This window comes from Shinella sp. GW821-FHT11G07 (assembly GCF_058808115.1).
The window spans coordinates 154950-173788 of sequence record NZ_JBXARJ010000008.1; the positions used below are offsets into that span (position 1 = coordinate 154950).

Consider the following 18839-nt stretch of genomic DNA (forward strand, 5'->3'; position numbering starts at 1 on the left):
TGCCGGGAAAACGTGCGCGTGCAGAGCGGACGCAGACCGACGGCTGTGGAAACGGGTTTGGGAAAGGGACTGGCATGATGGGCAGACAATCTCTGGTACGTTCCATGATGATGGGCGTGGCCTTGGCCGCTGCCGTGACGCTGACGCTTCCGGCCGGCACCGTCCAGGCCGCAAGCTCGGTCGTCGCAGTCGTCAACAACACGCCGATCACCTCCGGCGACGTCGAAAGCCGCGCCAACTTTCTGAAGTTGCAACGTACCAAGGGCAATGTGCGTGCATTGGCCCGCGAGCAGATGATCGACGACGCTCTGAAGCGCGGTGAAATTCTGCGTGCGAAGGCCTCCGTCAGCACCAGCGACGTGGACACCGCCTTCGCGCGTTTTGCGGCCTCCAACAAGATGTCGCCGGAGCAGATGGCGAAGATCCTCAATCAGGCTGGCGTCGGCGTCGACCATTTCAAGCAATATATCGCCGTGCAGATGAGCTGGCCGCGCCTGGTCAATGCCCGCTACGGCTCCGGCGCCGACAGCAAGACGCTGATGCAGCGCATGCAGGAAAATGGCGGCAAGAAGCCTGTCACTACCGAGTACTTCCTCAAGCAGGTGATCTTCGTCGTGCCGGAGAAGAAGCGCAACGCCATTCTCGGCAAGCGCAAGCAGGAGGCGGAAGCCTCACGTTCAAAATTCCCGGGCTGCGACCAGGCCAAGGTTTTTGCCGCAACGATGCGGGATGTTTCGATCCGTGACCTCGGCCGCGTTCTGGCACCTGAAATGCCCGCCGACTGGAAGCCGCTCATCGAAAAGACCGACGGCATGACGACCGGCACCCGCGTTACGGAACGTGGCGTCGAATATCTCGCGATCTGCAAGAAGCGGGAGGTCAATGACGACGTGGCTGCCGAAATGGTCTTCCGCGCCGAGGACATCGGCAAAGAGAAAAGCGGCGAAGAAGACGCAAACAGCAAAAAATACCTCGCCGACCTGCGCAAGAAGGCGACCATCACCGAACGTTGATCCCGACTTGACGGGCGGCCACCCGCCGCCCCTCGCAACCGCTTGACGGCAAGGTCCCATGACGATGACGAACATGCCTCCGCTGGCGCTCACCATGGGCGATCCGGCGGGGATCGGACCGGATATCATGCTCGCCCTCTGGTCGAACCGTCATGCCCTCTCGCTGCCGCCCTTTCTCTTCGTCGGTGATGCGCAGGTGCTGCGTGAGCGCGCCACAGCGCTCGGTCTCGACATCACTGTCGCGAGCGCAACGCCGGAAGAGGCCATCCGGCTGTTTTCCGACGCGCTGCCTGTCCTTTCTTGCGATTGCAGCGAAGCCGTCACACCGGGCAGACCGGATTCCCGCAATGCGGCGGCCATTACAGGCGCCATCGAAACGGCAGTCGCGCTGACGCTCGCCGGCCGCACGGCCGCAATCGTGACCAACCCGATTGCCAAGGCCGTGCTCTATGACGCCGGCTTCGGCTTTCCCGGCCATACCGAATTCCTGGCCGATCTCGCGGCGAAGGCGACCGGCAAGGCGGCGCTTCCCGTCATGCTGCTGGCCGGACCAAAACTGCGTAGCGTGCCCGTTACCATTCACATCCCGCTGAAGGACGTCCCGATGGCCCTGACACAGGAACTGATCGTCGAAACCGCGACGATCACCGAGCGGGACCTGCGCCAGCGTTTCGGCATTGCCCGCCCGCGGCTCGCCATTGCAGGACTCAATCCGCATGCCGGAGAAACCGGAACCATCGGGCTGGAAGACGAGGCAATCGTACGCCCGGCCGTCGAGCGGCTGAAGACTGCCGGCATCGACGTAGTCGGCCCCCTGCCCGCCGACACGATGTTCCACGATGCCGCCCGCGCGACCTATGACGTTGCGATCTGCATGTATCACGATCAGGCGCTGATCCCGGCTAAGGCGCTCGGCTTCGACGATTCCGTCAATGCGACGCTGGGCCTGCCCTTCATCCGCACCTCGCCGGACCACGGCACCGCCTTCGCGATCGCCGGCAAGGGTATTGCCAAGCCGGACAGCCTGCTGGCCGCCATCCGGCTCGCCCACGCGCTTGGCACCCACGAGCGGACGACAAGGGAACGCGCATAATGGCCGCACTCGATGGACTGCCGCCGCTACGCGATGTCATCCAGCGCCATGGACTCGACGCGAAGAAGGCGCTCGGGCAGAACTTTCTGCTCGATCTCAATCTGACGCAGAAGATCGCCCGCACGGCCGGCCCCATCGAAAACCATACCGTCATCGAGGTCGGCCCCGGCCCCGGTGGTCTGACACGCGCGATCCTTGCGCTCGGCGCCAAGCGGGTGATCGCTATAGAGCGCGATGCCCGCTGCCTGCCGGCGCTCGCGGAAATCTCGGACCACTATCCCGGTCGCCTGACGGTCATCGAAGGCGATGCTCTGAAGACGGACTTCGAGGTGCTGGCGCCGGGCGAGCCCGTACGCATCATTGCCAACCTGCCCTACAATGTCGGCACGCAGTTGCTGGTCAACTGGCTGTTGCCGAAGACCTGGCCACCCTTCTGGGACTCACTGACGCTGATGTTCCAGCGCGAGGTCGGCCTTCGCATCGTCGCTGAGGACAATGACGACCATTATGGCCGCCTCGGCGTGCTCTGCGGCTGGCGTACAGACGCACGCATGGCCTTCGACGTACCGCCGCAGGCCTTCACGCCGCCGCCGAAGGTGACCTCCTCCGTCGTGCACCTGGAGCCCATTGCCAATCCCCTGGCCTGCGATGTCAGCGCGCTGGAACGCGTCACCCACGCCGCCTTCGGCCAACGCCGCAAGATGCTGCGCCAAAGCGTAAAATCGCTCGGCGGCGAGGCGCTGCTTGCACGCGCCGATATCGACCCCCAGCGGCGGGCCGAAACGCTGAACGTGGAAGAATTCGTGCGGCTGGCGAACGCGCTCTGAACGAGGCGCCCGCCTCTCCTCACCTATAGAACAGGCTTTTCCGTCACCAGCTTGGTCACGAACTCGAAGAGCCCGTGGCGACGGTCGCGGCGCAGGCGTTCGGCCTTGACGATGCTTTGCACGGCGTCGAAGGCCACCGAGAGGTCGTCGTTGAGGATGACATAGTCATATTCCCGCCAATGCTCGATTTCGGCGCAGGAATTGGCAAGGCGCGTCTGGATGACCTCTTCCGTATCCTCGGCGCGGCGATGCAGGCGCGATTGCAGTTCGGTCATCGACGGCGGCAGGATGAAGATGGAGACGACGTCCGCCGGCATCTTTTCCTGCAGCTGCTGAGCGCCCTGCCAATCGATGTCGAAGAGCATGTCGCGGCCGGTGGACATGGCCTCCTCGACCGGCTCGCGCGGTGTGCCGTAGAAGTTGCCGTGCACCTCTGCAAATTCCAGCAGCGCCTCGGAATCGCGTAGGCGCTCGAATTCGCGATGGTTGATGAAATGGTAGTGGCGGCCGGCGATCTCGCTGGCGCGGCGCTGGCGCGTCGTCACGCTCACCGAGAGGCTGAGGCCCGGATCTGCCTCCAGCAAGTTGCGGGCGATTGTCGACTTGCCGGCCCCGGACGGCGAAGAGATGACGAGCATGAGCCCGCGACGTTCGATTTGGATATGTTTCGACGGCTCGGCCATGGCCTACTCCAGATTCTGGACCTGTTCCCTGAACTGGTCGATGACGACCTTCAGCTCGATACCTGCAGCCGTTACAGCAGCAGCGTTCGACTTGGAACAGATCGTATTCGATTCCCGGTTAAATTCCTGTGCGAGAAAATCGAGCTTGCGCCCGATCGGCCCGCCTTCCGCGATGAGTTCGCGCGCGGCCGCGACATGCGCCTTCAGCCGATCGACCTCCTCGCGCAGGTCCGCCTTGGTGGCGAGCAGCGCCGCCTCCTGGTGCAGCCGGTCACGATCAAGCGCCGTCGTGCCCTGCATGAGCACCGCCACTTGCGCAGAAAGCCGCTCGGCGATCGCCGCCACGCTGCGCGAAGGATCAGCCTCGACGGTCTGCGTCAGCGCCTCGATGCGCGCAACCTGACCCAGCAGGACCTCGGCGAGTGCGGCGCCTTCCTTGCCACGCATGTCGGCAAGACAGCGGATCGCTTCGGCAAGGCCTGCCTTGATATCCTTGTCGCGCGCGGCCCGCTCCGTTTCGCTTTCCTCCGCCTCGCGGAAATCGACGATGCCGCGAACGGCGAGCAGCGTGTCGAGCTTCAGCGGCGCCGGATCCACGATGCCGGCAAGCTGGTCGCGCAATGCCAGCACGGCGGCAAGCGCACCCTGGTTCACCACGGCCTCGACCTGTGCTTCGCTGACGCTCGTCGCAAGGCCGATCTGCACGTTGCCGCGCGAAAAGGCTTCGCCGGCAAGCCGGCGCACATCGGCCTCCAGCGCTTCGAGGCCGGGGGGAAGGCGAAGTCGAAGATCGAGGCCCTTGCCATTGACCGAGCGCAGCTCCCACGCCCAGCGGCTGCGTCCGCTCGTTCCCTCGACCCGTGCGAAGCCGGTCATCGATTGTAATGTCATGTCATCCTCCAGTCGGCGCCCCACCGCGGTATGAATCAAATCGGAAATGGGTCAGCCGGAACGCGCGATGCGCGAATTCATCCCCCAAAGTGAAGCACTTTCGCGGGGTTGGAAACGGCAAGAACCGACGGAACGACAGCGATCCACATCAAAGCGACGCTGCCAGCCGCCGCGGCGTCAATTGCGGGCGCGGGAAATGAGATCGGTGATGTCGGTGATCGTGTCGAGGGCGGAGACGTCGAAATCGGCGCTGGCGAGATCCAGCTCGAAATCCTGTTCCAGCAGCATGATCATTTCGGTCGCCGCCAGCGAATCCAGCCGTCCGGTGATGAACAGGGATTCGTCGTCGCGCACAGGATCGCGGTCGCCGCGGGCTGCGAGCAGGCCGGTGACGGCGGTGCGAAGTCGTTCCACGGTGGAAAGGCTCATGTCAGGCTCCGAACAGGCTGAAAAGGAAGGCGAAGCGTTCGCCGATGGTGAACGCGTCGATGGGTTCGTTGAAGATGGTGAGCAGGCAGAAGAACAGGCCGACCTGAAGACGGGGCAGGACATCGTAGCGCAGAAATCCGTCTTCCGGCTTCGGCCGCCGGTTGCGAAGCTGTGACACGATCAGCCCGCCGGCCAGTACGACGCAGTAGAGAAGATAGCTTTCGAAGGCCCGCAGGCCCGGCAGAATCCCGTTTACCGCGAGGATGTCGATGCGGCCCATGAAATGGAAAAGCCAGTTGCCGAAGCACGCCGCGCAGAAGGTGGCGAAAGCGACACGCAGGCGCGGGTATTTCTTGAACCAGCGCAGGAAGGCCGGATAGAAGAAGAAATCGACCAGCAGTTCCTTGAAATAGAAGTAGTAGCGGTTCCAGAACTCCGCCAGGCTGCGCGCGGCGAGCGGGCGCACGGTATTGCGGGGAATGCCGTAGCCGGCGACGCGGATAAGCGCCACGACGATATGGCCCCAGGCTGCAAGGTGCAGGATATCGAGGAGATAGTGCACCACGAGCGCGGCCCAGGACAGGGCGGCCGGAAGCGGCGCGCCCTTGGCGGCGGCGGCCATGGCATCGGCCAGGACCGGCACGCCGGCTTCTGTGTTCAGAACGTTGCGGGCCGCGACATCGGCGCCGGCCAGCAGCGCGCCCCAGACGATAAGCTTCAGCCCCTTGAGGCGGGTAACGGCGAGTGCGGTCTCGTCCTTCGCCTCGAATTTCGCGAGGAAACCGGCACCCTTGCCGATCGGCAGCGTCGGTCCCTCCCAGAACGGCCGGAAGAAGGCGACGCGCGGAAGCGGATTGGTGGTCTGCTTCACCTTCTGGTCGGCCAGCGCATAGGCGATGCACCAGAAGCCGGAGGCGAGCGCCGCCAGGAACAGCCAGACCTCCGCCGCGAACTTCACGGGCAGAAGACCGGAGAGCGGCACCGCCAGGATAGCGAAGAAGACGAGCATCATCGTCAGGACGGGATGGCGGCCCGGCGCCGTCGTGCGAAAGGTCGATTGCAGGCGCAGCGCCGCGATGCCGAAGGCGAGGAAGGCAATGCCCGCGCCGGCAATGAGGATGCGCTGGTCGATGGTTCCGACCAGATCCATCTCCCGGCGCAGGAAATCGCTGAGCTCCTCCGAGCGCGTCGGCCGCAGCATGATGAAAAACAGCGTCGTGAGGCCGATGACCAGCGTGCGCCGGGCCGGAAAGGCAGCGCAACCGGCAAGGCCGAGGGCGACGATCAGCATGCTGCCGGGGCCGGGCCGCGTGGTGCAGAACACCAGAAAGACCGCGACATGCAGCAGCACGATGCCCTTCATGCTCGTCGCGAAGGCGATGGCCGCGGGCGCCTTGTCCATGCCGAGCCAGGCGGCACGCAGCGCCAGCGCCTGCCCGAGAGTACCGGGGCGGACGTGACCCTGCGACGACGCGGTCTCGCTCATGCCGCGTCCTCCCGCGTGGCAAAGCGGCCCGCGTCGAGGTCGGCGAAGAGTGCCTTGCGGTCGACCTTGCCATTGCTGTTCAGCGGCAGGGCTTCGATGAGGTGGATCGCGGAGGGAACCATGTAGGCCGGGAGTTTCGCCCGCAGGGCGTCACGGATCGCAGGCCCTTCCAGCGCCGCGCCGACAGCGAAGCCGACGATGCCGCTGGCCGAGCCGGCACTCGCGGGCCAGGCGACGGCGGCGACGTGATCCGACCCGGAGGCGGTGCGCAGATGCATTTCCACCTCCTCCAGCTCGACACGGTTGCCCATGACCTTCACCTGATTGTCGATGCGGCCGAGATGGTGGAACGTGCCGTCCTCTGCCTCCATGCCGAGATCGCCGGTCAGATACCAGCGTTCGCCATCGATGAGCGGGAAGCGCGCTGCGGTCAGCTCTTCCTGCCCGAAATAACCGTGCGCAAGCTGCTTGCCGGAAAGCGCGATTTCCCCGGCAGTCCCCATTGCGACCGGCTTCAGGCCTGCGTCGAGGATCGCGGCCCGCATGCCGGGATAGGCGTAGCCGATCGCCACGATCTCGCGTGTGGGCGTCACGACGACGGGTTCGACGACCGGCTGGCGCAGGCAGGCGATGGTGGCTTCGGTCGGACCATAGATGTTCTCGACGATGCTGTTGGGTGCTGCCTCCGCCCAGGCGCGCGCAGCGCCCACCGGCAGCGGCTCGCCGCAGAACATCGAGATGCGCAGGCTCGTCAGCGAGGCTGGCTGGAGCGTCCGGTTCTGCCGCATCATTGCGATGACCGACGGCACGGAAAGCCAGGTGGTGATCTGCCGATCGCGGATGAAGCGCGCCGGTGCCACCATCTGGAGCGGCGTCATCACATGCAGCGAGGCGCCTGCCTGCCAGGCGAGGAACATGTTGTGCACCGAGAGGTCGAAGGTGATGTCGCAGGTTTCCGCCGCTCGATCCTCCGGCGTGAAGCCGAACCAGGCCTGCATGACCGCGAGGTAGTGGTTGACGGCGCTCGACGGCACCATGACGCCCTTCGGAACGCCCGTCGTGCCGGAGGTGAACTCGATATAGGCAAGGTGGTCGTCGGGAATGTTCACCGGCTCGGCCGGTCCGCCATCCGGCAGGGCGTCGAGGCGGAGGACGGTTCGGCCGTCCGGGGCAGCGGGCAGACGGGCATCCGCCGCAAGCAGGATCGTTGCCGGAAGGTGTTCCTCCACACCCGGCGTCAGCATCGCCGCGCCGCGCGCATCCACCACCAGCGCATCAAGATCGAGCGTGTCGAGAAGCTGGACGAGCCGTTCTTCCGGGAGTTTCAGATTGAGCGGAACATAGGTGCCGCCGGACCAGGCCGTGCCCAGAATGCCGGAGCAGGCCGCGAGGCTGCGGGAGGCCAGGATGCCGACGCGGCCGGTACGCCGGGCGGGCGCAAGGCAGCCAGCGATGCGACGGGACAGGGCCGCGAGCGCCTCATAGGATAGGTCCACGCCCGCCACGGAAAGCGCGAGCGCATTCGGACACGCATGGCTGTGCCGGAAGACGTGGCTGGCAATGTTCATCGCAGCAGGCATCGGGTATTTCGAACCCCGTCGATTGATCGCATCCGCCGGTTGTAGGCCTTATTTCTTTACATTCGCCTCCCAAAACACCCGAAATCCAGCCCTGTTCAGGATCAGCTTCGCATCAGGCTTTCCAACTCTTTAACGCCGCTGATAACGAAACGGCCCCGGCGGTTTTCGCCAGGGCCGTGTGCCATGTTTTGCGATGCGTGAGGCTTATGAGATCAATCCGCTGCCGGAGAGCCCGTTACTGCGAACCGGTGGCTCCCGTTGCTTTTGCAGCCTCGGCAGCCTTCTCCGCTTCCAGCTTGCGCCAGCGGCGGACGTTCTGGTTGTGCTCGTCGAGCGTCTCGGCAAAGACGTGGCCGCCCGTACCGTCGGCAACGAAGTAGAGGTCGGTGGTGCGCGAAGGGTTTGCGACGGCTTCGAGTGCCGCGCGGCCCGGATTGGCGATCGGCGTCGGCGGCAGGCCCTTGATGACATAGGTGTTGAAGGGCGTCTGCTTTTCGAGGTCCGACTGGTAGATCGGCCGCTCGGCCGGTTTGCCGTCGCCACCAAAGATGCCGTAGATGATCGTCGGGTCGGACTGCAGGCGCATGCCCTTGTCGAGACGGTTCAGGAAGACCGAGGCGACACGCGAGCGCTCATCGGCCCTGCCCGTCTCCTTCTCGACGATCGAGGCCAGCGTGACGAACTCTTCGCGCGTCGCGATCGGCAGATCGTCGTCGCGGCGCTCCCAGATCTGGTCGATCAGCGCCTTCTGCGCATCCTGCATCTGATGCAGGATATCGGCGCGCTTGGTGCCGCGCGAGAACTTGTAGGTATCGGGCATCAATGTACCCTCGACCGGCAGATCGACCGGCAGGTCGCCTTCGAGAACCGGATCGTCCTTGAGGCGCTTGAAGATCTGCTTGACGGTCAGGCCTTCCGGTACGGAAACACTGTAGAGGATCGACTTGCCGGACTTCAGCAGTTCGACGATGTCGCGCATCGTGGCGCCGGACTTGATCTCGTATTCACCGGCCTTCAGCGTCTGGCCGTCGAGATAGACGCGTGACAGCACGCGGAAGACGCGGCTGTCGGTGATGATGTTGTTGCGCTCGAGATTGGCGGCGATCTCGTTGGTGCCGGCGCCGGCGCGCACGATGAAGTTCGTGTTGGCGGTCAGCGGCCCCTGCTCTTCGTAGCTCTTGACGCCGTAGTAGAAGATGCCGACGCCGATGATCGTTGCAAAGACGACCACCGTCATGACGAAATTCAGGAAGATGACGAGCTGGCTGCGTGCCTTGCGCGAGCGGCGGCGGCTCGGCGGCTGCGGCACCTGTTCCGGCCGAAGGGCCTCGTTGGCGGACTTGGGGATGATGCGCGGCTGGCCGGATGTCTCACCGCGGCCAAACTGCGTCTCGCCGGAATCGTTCGTGTCGCTCACGGACTGTCCTCATCATGTTCGGGCATTGCCCCTGCATAACGCGTTAAATCGACACCGGTTTAACGAATTCGGCAGAAATTTAAAATGCTACAGCGTGTCTTGCGCGTCACGAATAACGCGGCGCTGTCGTCGTCTCTCAGCAGAGCAATACGGCAAAAGCAGGATGAACCCGCTCTTCTCGCTTGGGTGTGTGCTGCGCGCCGGGGCCAAAGCCCCGGACCAGGTCAAGCGTAGCGCTTGAGAACCAGCGATGCATTCGTTCCGCCGAAACCGAACGAATTGGACAGCGCCACGTTGATTTCGCGCTTGCGGGCCTTGTGCGGCACCAGGTCGATCGCCGTCTCGACGGCGGGATTGTCGAGGTTCAGCGTCGGCGGCGCGATATTGTCACGGATCGCAAGGGCTGCAAAGATCGCCTCGACGGCACCGGCAGCACCAAGCAGATGGCCGATCGCCGACTTGGTGGATGACATCGAAACGCGCGAAGCCGCATCGCCGACAAGCCGTTCCACCGCACCAAGCTCGATCGTATCGGCCATGGTGGAGGTGCCGTGCGCATTGATGTAGTCGAGTTCGCTGGCCGGAATGCCGGCGCGCTTCAGCGCCATCTGCATGCAGCGATACGCGCCGTCGCCATCTTCGGACGGCGCGGTGATGTGGAAGGCATCGCCGGAGAGACCGTAGCCGACGACTTCGGCATAGATCTTCGCGCCGCGGGCCTTGGCGTGTTCCAGTTCTTCCAGAATGACGATGCCGGCGCCCTCGCCCATGACGAAGCCGTCGCGGTCCCTGTCATAGGGGCGCGAGGCTGCGGTCGGGTCGTCGTTGCGGTCGGTCGACAGCGCCTTGCAGGCGGCAAAACCGGCAAGCGCGATGCGGCAGATCGGCGATTCGGCACCACCCGCCACCATGACGTCGGCGTCGCCCAGCGCAATCAGGCGGCTGGCATCGCCAATGGCGTGCGCGCCCGTCGAACAGGCCGTGACGACCGAATGGTTGGGTCCGCGCAGCTTGTGCTTGATCGAGACATGGCCGGAGGCCAGGTTGATCAGACGGCCGGGAATGAAAAAGGGCGAAACGCGGCGGGGACCCTTGTCGCGCAGCGTATAGCCGGCTTCGACGATGCCATCGAGACCGCCGATACCGGAGCCGATAAGCACGCCGGTCGCGATCTGGTCGTCATTGGTCTTCGGATGCCAGCCTGCATCGGCAAGCGCCATGTCGGCAGCGGCCACCGCATAAACGATGAACGGATCGACCTTGCGCTGTTCCTTGGGTTCCATCCACTGGTCGGCATTGTAGGTGCCATCGGAACCGTCGCCGAGCGGAATGGAACAGGCAATCTTTGCGGGGAGATCGTCGACCTCGAAGGTGGTGACCCTGGCGGCGCCGCTTCGGCCTTCGAGAAGCCGGCTCCAGGTCACTTCGGTGCCACAGCCAAGCGGAGATACCATGCCGGTACCAGTGATAACGACACGCCTCATCGTTCGTAATCCACCCTATAGAATTCTATGTCGTTTCTCCATGAGGAGATAGGCCTCCTGGAGGGGAGGCTGGGACGGGCCGCTGAAAAGCAGCCCATCCCGGCATCAATGATTAGGCCTGGGCCTTCTCGATGAACTTGACGGCGTCGCCGACCGTCAGGATCGAGTCAGCGGCATCGTCCGGGATCTCGACGCCGAACTCTTCTTCGAACGCCATGACCAGTTCGACGGTGTCGAGCGAGTCCGCGCCAAGATCATCGATGAAACTTGCGCCTTCGCTGACTTTTTCGGCGTCAACGCCCAGATGATCAATGACAATTTTCTTTACGCGTTCTGCTACGTCGCTCATGTCGGATTCCTCGACCTTTGTTTTTGATCGGTGCCTGTCACGGCACCGGACACTCAACGCGCCCGATGTGCCTCAAGAACACATCCGGCAAACCCTTCAACCGGCAATGCGGCAACGGCGATACGGTTCCCGTACCGCCTGATCGCTCAGGCCTTTGCCGGCCGACTGCTGACAGTCATGGCCCGATTAACACGGTTTAAGTCTGTCGCAAAGTGTGAAAATGGCCGGTGCTCCAGCGGTCAACATGCAATTCATGCCGTTCCGTCGGGCACTTGGCCCATCCTCAGATCATCGCCATGCCGCCATTCACGTGCAGCGTCTGGCCCGTCATGTAGGCGGCTTCCGACGAAGCGAGGTATGCGACGGCCGATGCAACTTCCGCGCCGGTGCCCATGCGCTTCATGGGAATGGCGCCCATGATGGCGTCCTTCTGCTTGTCGTTCAGCTTGCCGGTCATCGCGCTTTCGATGAAACCCGGTGCTACGCAGTTGACGGTTACGTTGCGGGTGGCGATTTCCTGCGCCAGCGACTTGGTGAAACCGATCATGCCGGCCTTGGAGGCGCAGTAGTTCGCCTGGCCCGGATTGCCGGTAACGCCGACGATGGAGGTGATGTTGATGATGCGGCCGTAGCGGCGGCGCATCATCGGATGCGTCAGTTCGCGCGTCAGGCGGAAGACGGCCGTCAGGTTGACTTCCAGGACCGCATCCCAGTCGTCATCGCTCATGCGCACGAACAGGCCGTCCTTGGTGATGCCGGCATTGTTGACAAGGATGTCGACGCCGCCAAGCTCGGCTTCCGCCTTCTCGCCGAGTGCCTTCACTTCGGCACGGTCGGAGAGGTTGGCCGGGAAGATATGGACGCGTTCGCCAAGTTCGTTGGCAAGCGTTTCCAGCTTTTCGACGCGCGTGCCGTGCAGGCCGACAATGGCGCCCTGGGCATGGAGGATGCGGGCGATCTCTTCGCCAATGCCGCCGGAAGCGCCGGTAACGAGGGCCTTGCGGCCGGTAAGATCAAGCATGGTTCCGTTCCTTTGGTGAAAGAAATCAGCCGATGAGCGCAGCGAGCGCGCTGTCGATATCGGCGGGCGTGTTGATGGCGATGCCGGTGACGGACTTGTCGATGCGGCGAGCAAGGCCGGTCAGCACCTTGCCGGATCCCACTTCATAAAGCGTGGTGACATCGTTCTTTGCGAACCATTCCACCGTCTCGCGCCAGCGCACCTGGCCGGTGACCTGCTCGACGAGCAGGCGTACGATTTCCTGCGGATCGGTGACGGGTGCTGCGCGCACATTGGCAATGAGCGGAACGACAGGCGTCTTCGCCGTGACACCGGCCAGTGCCTCGCGCATGGCATCGGCCGCCGGGCCCATCAGGGCGGAATGGAAGGGGGCGGAGACGGAAAGCATCAGCGCACGCTTGGCACCCTTTTCCGTCGCCAGCCGGGCGGCCACTTCGACGGCCGGCTTGGAGCCGGATATGACCAGCTGGCCGCCGCCATTGTCGTTGGCGGTCTGGCACGAACCGCCGCTGGAGGCTTCCTGGCAGATGGCTTCTACATCCGCCTGCTCCAGGCCGATGATTGCGGCCATGGCGCCTGCGCCGACCGGCACGGCCGACTGCATGGCATTGCCGCGGATGCGCAGGAGCCGCGCGGTATCGGAAAGCGAGAAGGTGCCGGCGGCGCAGAGCGCCGAATATTCACCGAGCGAGTGACCGGCAACGTAGGAGACCTGATCCTTCAGCGACAGGCCGCGCGCTTCGAGCACGCGCATCACGGCGATCGACACCGCCATCAGCGCCGGCTGGGCGTTCGCCGTCAGCGTCAACGTCTCTTCCGGGCCTTCGAACATGATGTCGGACAGTTTCTGGCCGAGGGCCTCGTCGACTTCCGCGAAAACGGCGCGCGCTTCCGGGAAGGCTTCCGCGAGATCCTTGCCCATGCCGACGGCCTGGCTGCCCTGGCCGGGAAAGGTGAATGCTACGCTCATAGGGGGTCTCCCATCTTCTGTTTTCTTTTCCATTCACATTCCGGTCGGCCGAGTCAAGGCACTGAACCAGACCCAACGTCGCCAGAACAGCCATTTCCAAGGCCTTCGCACAGGGAATCGCCCTATTCCGTCTTGCACTTCACGACGGCTAGCCTACATTCGCGCCGTTCCCACAACAGGATTTTTCCTCCCATGAAATATCATCCGCTCGGCAGGACCGGCATCAGCGTGTCGGAAATCTGCCTCGGCACCATGACCTGGGGCTCGCAGAACAGCGAGCAGGACGCGCACGACCAGCTCGACTACGCCTTCTCCCAGGGCGTCAACTTTATCGATACGGCCGAACTCTATCCAACCACCCCTCTCTCCCCCGAAACCTACGGCGACACCGAACGCTTCATCGGCAGCTGGATGAAGGCCCGCGGCAACCGCGACAAGGTCGTGCTCGCCACCAAGGTCGCCGGCCCCGGCCGTCCTTATATACGTGATGGCGCTCCGATCAGCCGCGCCGGCATTCTCGAAGCGATCGACAACAGCCTGTCGCGCCTCAAGACCGACTATCTCGACCTCTACCAGTTGCATTGGCCGAACCGCGGTCACTACCATTTCCGCAACGCCTGGAGCTACGAGCCATCGAAGCAGGATCGCGAGAAGGTCACCGCGGAGCTTGCGGAAATCCTCGAAACCATCGGCGATATCGTGAAGACCGGCAAGGTGCGGGCGCTTGGCCTTTCCAACGACACGGCCTGGGGCACGATGCGCATGCTGAAGCTCGCCGAGGACAAGGGCCTGCCGCGCGTCGCGTCGCTCCAGAACGAGTACAACCTGCTCTACCGGACCTTTGACCTCGATCTCGCAGAACTGTCGCACCACGAGGATATCGGGCTGCTGGCCTATTCGCCGCTCGCTGCCGGTCTTCTGACCGGAAAGTATCTCGATGGCGCCAAGCCGGAAGGCTCGCGCCTGATGAAGAACGGCGACCTCGGCGGCCGCTACCAGCCGCTTCAGGAGCCGGCGGTGCGCGCCTATGTGGAACTTGCAAAGGAACACGGGATCGACCCCGCGCAAATGGCCATCGCCTTCTGCCTGACGCGGCCCTTCATGGCCTCCGCCATCATCGGCGCAACGTCGATGGAGCAGTTGAAGACGGATATCGGGGCGGCGGATCTCACGCTCTCGGCCGACGTGATGAACGGCATTCGCCGCATTCACCGGCTCTATCCGGCGCCGATGTAAGCCAAGCCGGGCGGCCGAGCATTCGGCCGCCCGGACTGTCGATCAATGGACGGGTTTGGGCTCCTGCGTTTCCGGCAGCAGCCAGTTCAGCAGCAAGGCGCAAAGGCCGCCCGTCGCAACGCCCGATTCCAGCACGTCCTTCAGGAAGCGCGGCATGTGCGAAACGAATTCCGGCACCTGCGACACGCCAAGACCGAGGGCCAGCGAGATCGCGATGATCAGCAATGCCCGCCGGTCAAGCTGGATGCCGGCGAGGATGTTGATGCCGGAAGCGGCAACGGCGCCGAACATCACGATCACTGCGCCACCGAGAACCGGTTCCGGCACCGCCTGGATGATGCCGGCCGTGGTCGGGAACAGGCCGAGCAGCACGAGCACACCTGCAATATAGACGCCGACATGGCGGCTTGCGACGCCGGTCAGCTGGATGATGCCGTTGTTCTGCGCGAAGACCGAACTCGGGAAGGTGTTGAAGATGCCGGCGAGGAACGAATTCGCCCCGTTGACCAGCACGCCACCCTTGACCCGCTCCATCCAGACCGGGCCTTCGACCGGCTGGCGCGAAATCTTGCTGGTGGCGGTGATGTCGCCGATCGCTTCGAGCGACGTCACCAGATAGATCACCACCATCGGCGCGAACAGCGACCAGGAGAAATCGAGCCCGAAATGCAGCGGCGTCGGCACCTGGAACCAGGCGGCCTCATGAACGCCCGCGAAATCGAGACGGCCGAGCGCGGCGGCAAGCGCATAACCGACGCCAAGCGCGATGATGATCGCGGCACTTCTCACCCAGACGATCTGGACACGGTTGAGGCCGATGATCAGGGCGAGCACGGTGCCAGACAGCAGGAGGTTTTCGCCGTTTGCAAACGTGCCGGTCTTCATCGCGCCGAAGCCGCCGCCCATACTGATGAGCCCGACCTTGATCAGCGTAAGGCCGATCATCAGAACGACGATCCCCGTCACCAGCGGCGTGATGAGCTTCCTGACGAAGGGCAGGATACGGGAAAGCCCCATCTCGATGAACGAGCCGGCAATCACCACCCCGAAGATGCAGGCCATGACCGCCTCGACGGGCGTGCCCTGCTGCACCATGAGCGCGCCACCCGCAATGAGCGGGCCGACGAAGTTGAAGCTGGTGCCCTGGACGATCAGCAGGCCGGCACCCAGCGGGCCGAACCGCCGGCACTGCACGAAGGTCGCGATGCCTGAAATGACCAGCGACATGGAAACGATCATGTTGGTGTCGCGTGCCGAAACCCCGAGCGCCTGACAGATCAGAAGCCCCGGCGTGACGATCGGGACGATGATGGCGAGCAGGTGCTGGATCGCGGCCAACAGAGCGATTGGCGGCTTCGGCTTGTCCTCCAGCGCGAAAACCAGGTCGTTTGTCGTTGAGGTCGGCAAATCCGGATGCGTATGGGCGTTCATGCGCGCGCCTCGATCCGGTTTTCGCTTTTAAGCGCAGCCGCGCTCCGTCGTGCCTGCGCACGAACGCTATGGTTTGCCATGGCTTCTCCTCCCGGCGTGGTTGATGCCGCTTGAACGCGGCGATCCGAAGCCTCCACTTCGGGGAGGAGAAGCTAGCCGAGTTCGCCGCCGGGGTTTCTTCAAAAAATCCCGAAAGAGTTTCGCTCGATAGCAAGGGTTTGGCGCTTGGCTTGACGCAAAAAGAAACCCGCCGAAACGGCGGGTTTCTCAGGGCCCCATGCTGGGTGACGATGGTTACGGGGTGGTCGTGGTTGCGCCACCGCCTTCGGTCTGGCCGCCATTCGGCTGGACTTCCAGCGGCTGCGCGCCGCCAGTCGCGCCGCCCGTCTGGCCATCGGTGGCGGCGCCACCGGCCGGAGCCGTATCGGTCGTGCCGATCGCCGATGTATTGGCGTTCGGATCGACGCCGTCACCCGGCGTTCCGCTGCCGACGAAATAGAAGATGCCCACGGCGACGAGCACAGCGAGGATCACGGCGACGGCCCAGCCGCCGGTGCCACTGCCGCCGGTCGTCTGATTGACGACGGTCGGGCCACGATCATCCACCGGAGGCGTATAACGATCTTCCGGGGGACGATTGACAAGGTTCGGGTCTTGCATGTCGGTCACTCCATATGGTTGGATCGACAGAAGAACGCGGCTTTTGCCGTTTGGTTCCAACGCTGTTGCATTATGAGGCAGGCGCATTTGCCGGCCGCCCTTGCGTTCCGGCGAAAAATCCGTATAAGCGCGCTGTTCAACACACCCGGTCAATCGGCTGGTGGCTGAACGGAGGGCCGGTGATCCTGTAGGAACGCCGTTTGGAGCCAAGGGCTCCAGCCTCCCGTGTCTCCGCTCTCGACCGTCTGGATTAACGCTTTTCTTGCTTCGGGCCTGGCGCCTTTAAGAACTGTCGTTGAGGCTTGGCGCCGGTTTCGGGTGTAAACGCAAGAAAGGCAAAGCCACATGGCTCTCTACGAACATGTATTCCTGGCCCGCCAGGACGTGTCCGCCCAGCAGGTCGACGCTCTCGTCGAACAGTACAAGGGTGTGATCGAATCGCTCGGCGGCAAGGTCGGCCGTATCGAAAACTGGGGCCTCAAGTCCCTGACCTACCGCATCAAGAAGAACCGCAAGGCGCATTATGCCCTGATGGACATCGATGCCCCGGCTGCTGCCATCCACGAGATGGAACGCCAGATGCGCATCAACGAAGACGTTCTTCGTTACATGACCATCGCTGTCGAAGCCCACGAAGAAGGCCCGTCGGCAATGATGCAGAAGCGCGACCGTGACGACCGTCCGCGTCGTGATGGCGACGACCGCGGCCCGCGCCGCGATTTCGGCGATCGTGGCCCGCGCCGCGACTTCGGCGATCGTCCGCCGCGCCGTGACGGCGACCGCCCGGCCCGCGAAGACCGCGCGTAATCGAAGCAGAAGGAGACTAAGACAATGGCTGATACTTCCTCCGCTCCGGCACGCCGTCCGTTCCACCGCCGCCGCAAGACCTGCCCCTTCTCGGGCGCAAACGCTCCGAAGATCGACTACAAGGATGTCCGTCTTCTGTCGCGTTACATCTCCGAGCGCGGCAAGATCGTTCCGTCCCGCATCACGGCCGTTTCCCAGAAGAAGCAGCGCGAACTCGCCAAGGCGATCAAGCGCGCCCGCTTCCTCGGCCTGCTGCCCTACGTCGTAGCGTAAGCAAGTGACTCTGCGGCCTGACTCGACGTCGGGCCGAGACACCTGACTCCGGGGAAGACGGTTTGCCGCCTTCCCCATTTCCCTTCCGCGTTGGGCGCGGATCGGAGCCGCCGGTCTCCTGGAGACCAAAATCCCATGTTGGGGAGACGGTCCTGAATCACTGTGTCAGGAAACTCCTCTAACTGTCTGAACAGACAGGACAGCGAACCGTGAAGACCTTGACGCCGACATCGATTGCGACCGGCCTGATTGCCGGTGTGACCGCCGCTCTGCTTTCGCTGAGCGCGAACGCACAGTCGTCGTTTGCAATCGTGCTTTACGCTGCGTCCGCGCTTCCCATTCTCATTGCAGGCCTCGGCTGGGGCAATGCCAGCGCGCTGATTGCCGTCGTTGCCGGTGGCGCCGTCGCGTCCGCTCTGGTCTCCTCCTATTTCGCGCTGATGATCGTCATCATCACGCTCATTCCGGCCGGCTGGCTCAGCAATCTGGCCAACCTCGCGCGCCCCGCCTCCGAACTCGGCGGCCCGGAAGGCGCGCTCGCCTGGTACCCGCTGTCCAACATCCTCGTCCATCTCGCGCTCATGGTGACGCTCGGCATGATCGCGGTCGGCGCGATCGTCGGCTACGACAGCGCGATGGCCAGCCAGCTCGTCGATATCGTCATCCAGACGCTGAAGGCGCAGGAGCCGCTCTACAATCCGGATGCGGCGTCGATCGCGCAGATGAAGACCATTTTTGCGCTGGCGCTGCCACTCGTGCAGGGCGCGCTCTGGGTGTTCCTGCTGTTTGCCGCCTACTACATTGCAAGCTTCATCGTCCGCCTGTCTGGCAAGGGCCTTCGCCCGCGCGAAGACATGCCGTCGACGCTGCGCATGCACCGCAATGCGATCTTCATCTTTCTCGCCGGTCTCGTCAGCACCTTCCTGGGCGGCGTGCCGGCGATCATCGGCGCGCTCGTCTGCGGCACCTTCGGGGCCGGTTTCGTGCTTGCCGGCTTCGCGAGCCTGCATTTCAGGACGCGCGGCAAGCCGTGGCGGCTTTTTGCCCTGTGGTTCGCCTATCTCTCGGTATTGCTTCTCACGATACCGATTTTCGCCATCCTCATACTGGGCATGATGGACACGCGGCGCACTATCGCGCTGACACCCGCCAGCCCGGCCGAGAAGAAAAACCAGAATACCTGAACGTC

Annotated in this window: 19 protein-coding genes; 7 read left to right on the top strand and 12 right to left on the bottom strand. The window is 63.7% G+C overall.

Going from position 1 to position 18839, the window contains the following annotated elements; translation table 11 throughout:
* Positions 1–74: 74 nt before the first annotated feature.
* The 3 genes from AC1RT2_RS17075 to rsmA are packed head-to-tail and all read left to right on the top strand — an operon-like array spanning position 75 to position 2933.
* On the top strand, positions 75–1013 hold the full coding sequence (locus AC1RT2_RS17075; protein ID WP_493103741.1) for a peptidylprolyl isomerase: 939 nt from the start codon (positions 75–77) through the stop codon (positions 1011–1013).
* 58 nt (positions 1014–1071) lie between these two features.
* On the top strand, positions 1072–2106 hold the full coding sequence (gene pdxA, locus AC1RT2_RS17080; RefSeq protein ID WP_493103743.1) for a 4-hydroxythreonine-4-phosphate dehydrogenase PdxA: 1035 nt from the start codon (positions 1072–1074) through the stop codon (positions 2104–2106).
* Positions 2106–2933 (top strand): 16S rRNA (adenine(1518)-N(6)/adenine(1519)-N(6))-dimethyltransferase RsmA, encoded by an 828-nt coding sequence (gene rsmA / locus AC1RT2_RS17085; protein ID WP_493103745.1) that lies wholly within the window; start codon positions 2106–2108, stop codon positions 2931–2933. Before pdxA ends, rsmA begins: the two co-directional genes overlap by 1 nt.
* Before the next feature lie 23 nt (positions 2934–2956).
* Here rsmA and gmk read toward each other — a convergent pair whose 3' ends face one another.
* The 10 genes from gmk to fabD form a co-directional block, all read right to left on the bottom strand.
* Complete coding sequence (gene gmk, locus AC1RT2_RS17090; RefSeq protein ID WP_493103747.1) at positions 2957–3616, bottom strand: guanylate kinase; 660 nt, start codon at positions 3614–3616, stop codon at positions 2957–2959.
* A gap of 3 nt (positions 3617–3619) precedes the next feature.
* Complete coding sequence (locus AC1RT2_RS17095; RefSeq protein WP_493103749.1) at positions 3620–4507, bottom strand: YicC/YloC family endoribonuclease; 888 nt, start codon at positions 4505–4507, stop codon at positions 3620–3622.
* A gap of 177 nt (positions 4508–4684) precedes the next feature.
* Positions 4685–4936, bottom strand: coding sequence for a phosphopantetheine-binding protein (locus AC1RT2_RS17100; RefSeq protein WP_493103751.1), 252 nt, complete (start codon positions 4934–4936; stop codon positions 4685–4687).
* Between the two features lies 1 nt (position 4937).
* The gene (locus AC1RT2_RS17105; RefSeq protein WP_493103753.1) at positions 4938–6422 is read right to left on the bottom strand and encodes a hypothetical protein; all 1485 of its coding nucleotides are present in this window, start codon (positions 6420–6422) and stop codon (positions 4938–4940) included.
* Positions 6419–8002: an amino acid adenylation domain-containing protein gene (locus tag AC1RT2_RS17110; RefSeq protein ID WP_493103755.1), complete on the bottom strand. Its 1584-nt coding sequence runs from the start codon at positions 8000–8002 to the stop codon at positions 6419–6421. The genes AC1RT2_RS17105 and AC1RT2_RS17110 overlap by 4 nt, the downstream gene beginning before the upstream one ends.
* 235 nt (positions 8003–8237) lie before the next feature.
* Complete coding sequence (mltG, locus tag AC1RT2_RS17115) at positions 8238–9419, bottom strand: endolytic transglycosylase MltG (RefSeq protein WP_493103757.1); 1182 nt, start codon at positions 9417–9419, stop codon at positions 8238–8240.
* A gap of 224 nt (positions 9420–9643) precedes the next feature.
* Positions 9644–10903, bottom strand: a complete 1260-nt coding sequence (gene fabF, locus AC1RT2_RS17120) for a beta-ketoacyl-ACP synthase II (RefSeq protein ID WP_069059261.1) — start codon at positions 10901–10903, stop codon at positions 9644–9646.
* A 112-nt stretch (positions 10904–11015) separates the two neighbouring features.
* A complete protein-coding gene (locus tag AC1RT2_RS17125; protein ID WP_018327362.1) occupies positions 11016–11252 on the bottom strand; it encodes an acyl carrier protein in 237 nt (78 codons plus the stop codon).
* 283 nt (positions 11253–11535) lie between these two features.
* On the bottom strand, positions 11536–12273 hold the full coding sequence (fabG, locus tag AC1RT2_RS17130) for a 3-oxoacyl-[acyl-carrier-protein] reductase (RefSeq protein ID WP_069059262.1): 738 nt from the start codon (positions 12271–12273) through the stop codon (positions 11536–11538).
* A gap of 25 nt (positions 12274–12298) precedes the next feature.
* A complete protein-coding gene (gene fabD, locus AC1RT2_RS17135) occupies positions 12299–13243 on the bottom strand; it encodes an ACP S-malonyltransferase (RefSeq protein ID WP_493103760.1) in 945 nt (314 codons plus the stop codon).
* 192 nt (positions 13244–13435) lie between these two features.
* Here fabD and AC1RT2_RS17140 point away from each other — a divergent pair, with 192 nt between their 5' ends.
* Positions 13436–14479 carry an aldo/keto reductase gene (locus tag AC1RT2_RS17140; protein WP_493103762.1) on the top strand — a complete coding sequence of 348 codons (1044 nt, stop codon included), beginning with the start codon at positions 13436–13438 and terminating at the stop codon, positions 14477–14479.
* Positions 14480–14521: 42 nt separating this feature from the next.
* Here the strand turns inward: AC1RT2_RS17140 and AC1RT2_RS17145 are convergent, their stop codons facing one another.
* Complete coding sequence (locus AC1RT2_RS17145; RefSeq protein WP_493103764.1) at positions 14522–15910, bottom strand: nucleobase:cation symporter-2 family protein; 1389 nt, start codon at positions 15908–15910, stop codon at positions 14522–14524.
* Positions 15911–16204: 294 nt separating this feature from the next.
* Positions 16205–16570 carry a hypothetical protein gene (locus AC1RT2_RS17150; RefSeq protein WP_493103766.1) on the bottom strand — a complete coding sequence of 122 codons (366 nt, stop codon included), beginning with the start codon at positions 16568–16570 and terminating at the stop codon, positions 16205–16207.
* Positions 16571–16915: 345 nt separating this feature from the next.
* Here AC1RT2_RS17150 and rpsF point away from each other — a divergent pair, with 345 nt between their 5' ends.
* From rpsF to AC1RT2_RS17165, 3 genes are all read left to right on the top strand, one after another.
* Complete coding sequence (gene rpsF, locus AC1RT2_RS17155) at positions 16916–17377, top strand: 30S ribosomal protein S6 (protein WP_069059268.1); 462 nt, start codon at positions 16916–16918, stop codon at positions 17375–17377.
* A gap of 24 nt (positions 17378–17401) precedes the next feature.
* Positions 17402–17650 (top strand): 30S ribosomal protein S18, encoded by a 249-nt coding sequence (gene rpsR, locus AC1RT2_RS17160; RefSeq protein WP_069059269.1) that lies wholly within the window; start codon positions 17402–17404, stop codon positions 17648–17650.
* A 209-nt stretch (positions 17651–17859) separates the two neighbouring features.
* Positions 17860–18834 carry a YybS family protein gene (locus tag AC1RT2_RS17165; RefSeq protein WP_493103769.1) on the top strand — a complete coding sequence of 325 codons (975 nt, stop codon included), beginning with the start codon at positions 17860–17862 and terminating at the stop codon, positions 18832–18834.
* Positions 18835–18839 lie beyond the last annotated feature (5 nt).

Coding starts and splice junctions, on each gene's coding strand:
- rsmA (WP_493103745.1), top strand. CDS start 2,106: ATGGCCGCACTCGATGGACTGCCGCCGCTACGCGATGTCATCCAGCGC.
- AC1RT2_RS17140 (WP_493103762.1), top strand. CDS start 13,436: ATGAAATATCATCCGCTCGGCAGGACCGGCATCAGCGTGTCGGAAATC.
- rpsF (WP_069059268.1), top strand. CDS start 16,916: ATGGCTCTCTACGAACATGTATTCCTGGCCCGCCAGGACGTGTCCGCC.
- AC1RT2_RS17125 (WP_018327362.1), bottom strand. CDS start 11,252: ATGAGCGACGTAGCAGAACGCGTAAAGAAAATTGTCATTGATCATCTG.
- AC1RT2_RS17105 (WP_493103753.1), bottom strand. CDS start 6,422: ATGAGCGAGACCGCGTCGTCGCAGGGTCACGTCCGCCCCGGTACTCTC.
- fabD (WP_493103760.1), bottom strand. CDS start 13,243: ATGAGCGTAGCATTCACCTTTCCCGGCCAGGGCAGCCAGGCCGTCGGC.
- fabG (WP_069059262.1), bottom strand. CDS start 12,273: ATGCTTGATCTTACCGGCCGCAAGGCCCTCGTTACCGGCGCTTCCGGC.
- AC1RT2_RS17100 (WP_493103751.1), bottom strand. CDS start 4,936: ATGAGCCTTTCCACCGTGGAACGACTTCGCACCGCCGTCACCGGCCTG.
- rpsR (WP_069059269.1), top strand. CDS start 17,402: ATGGCTGATACTTCCTCCGCTCCGGCACGCCGTCCGTTCCACCGCCGC.
- pdxA (WP_493103743.1), top strand. CDS start 1,072: ATGACGATGACGAACATGCCTCCGCTGGCGCTCACCATGGGCGATCCG.
- fabF (WP_069059261.1), bottom strand. CDS start 10,903: ATGAGGCGTGTCGTTATCACTGGTACCGGCATGGTATCTCCGCTTGGC.
- gmk (WP_493103747.1), bottom strand. CDS start 3,616: ATGGCCGAGCCGTCGAAACATATCCAAATCGAACGTCGCGGGCTCATG.
- AC1RT2_RS17145 (WP_493103764.1), bottom strand. CDS start 15,910: ATGAACGCCCATACGCATCCGGATTTGCCGACCTCAACGACAAACGAC.
- AC1RT2_RS17095 (WP_493103749.1), bottom strand. CDS start 4,507: ATGACATTACAATCGATGACCGGCTTCGCACGGGTCGAGGGAACGAGC.
- AC1RT2_RS17110 (WP_493103755.1), bottom strand. CDS start 8,002: ATGCCTGCTGCGATGAACATTGCCAGCCACGTCTTCCGGCACAGCCAT.
- AC1RT2_RS17075 (WP_493103741.1), top strand. CDS start 75: ATGATGGGCAGACAATCTCTGGTACGTTCCATGATGATGGGCGTGGCC.
- AC1RT2_RS17150 (WP_493103766.1), bottom strand. CDS start 16,570: ATGCAAGACCCGAACCTTGTCAATCGTCCCCCGGAAGATCGTTATACG.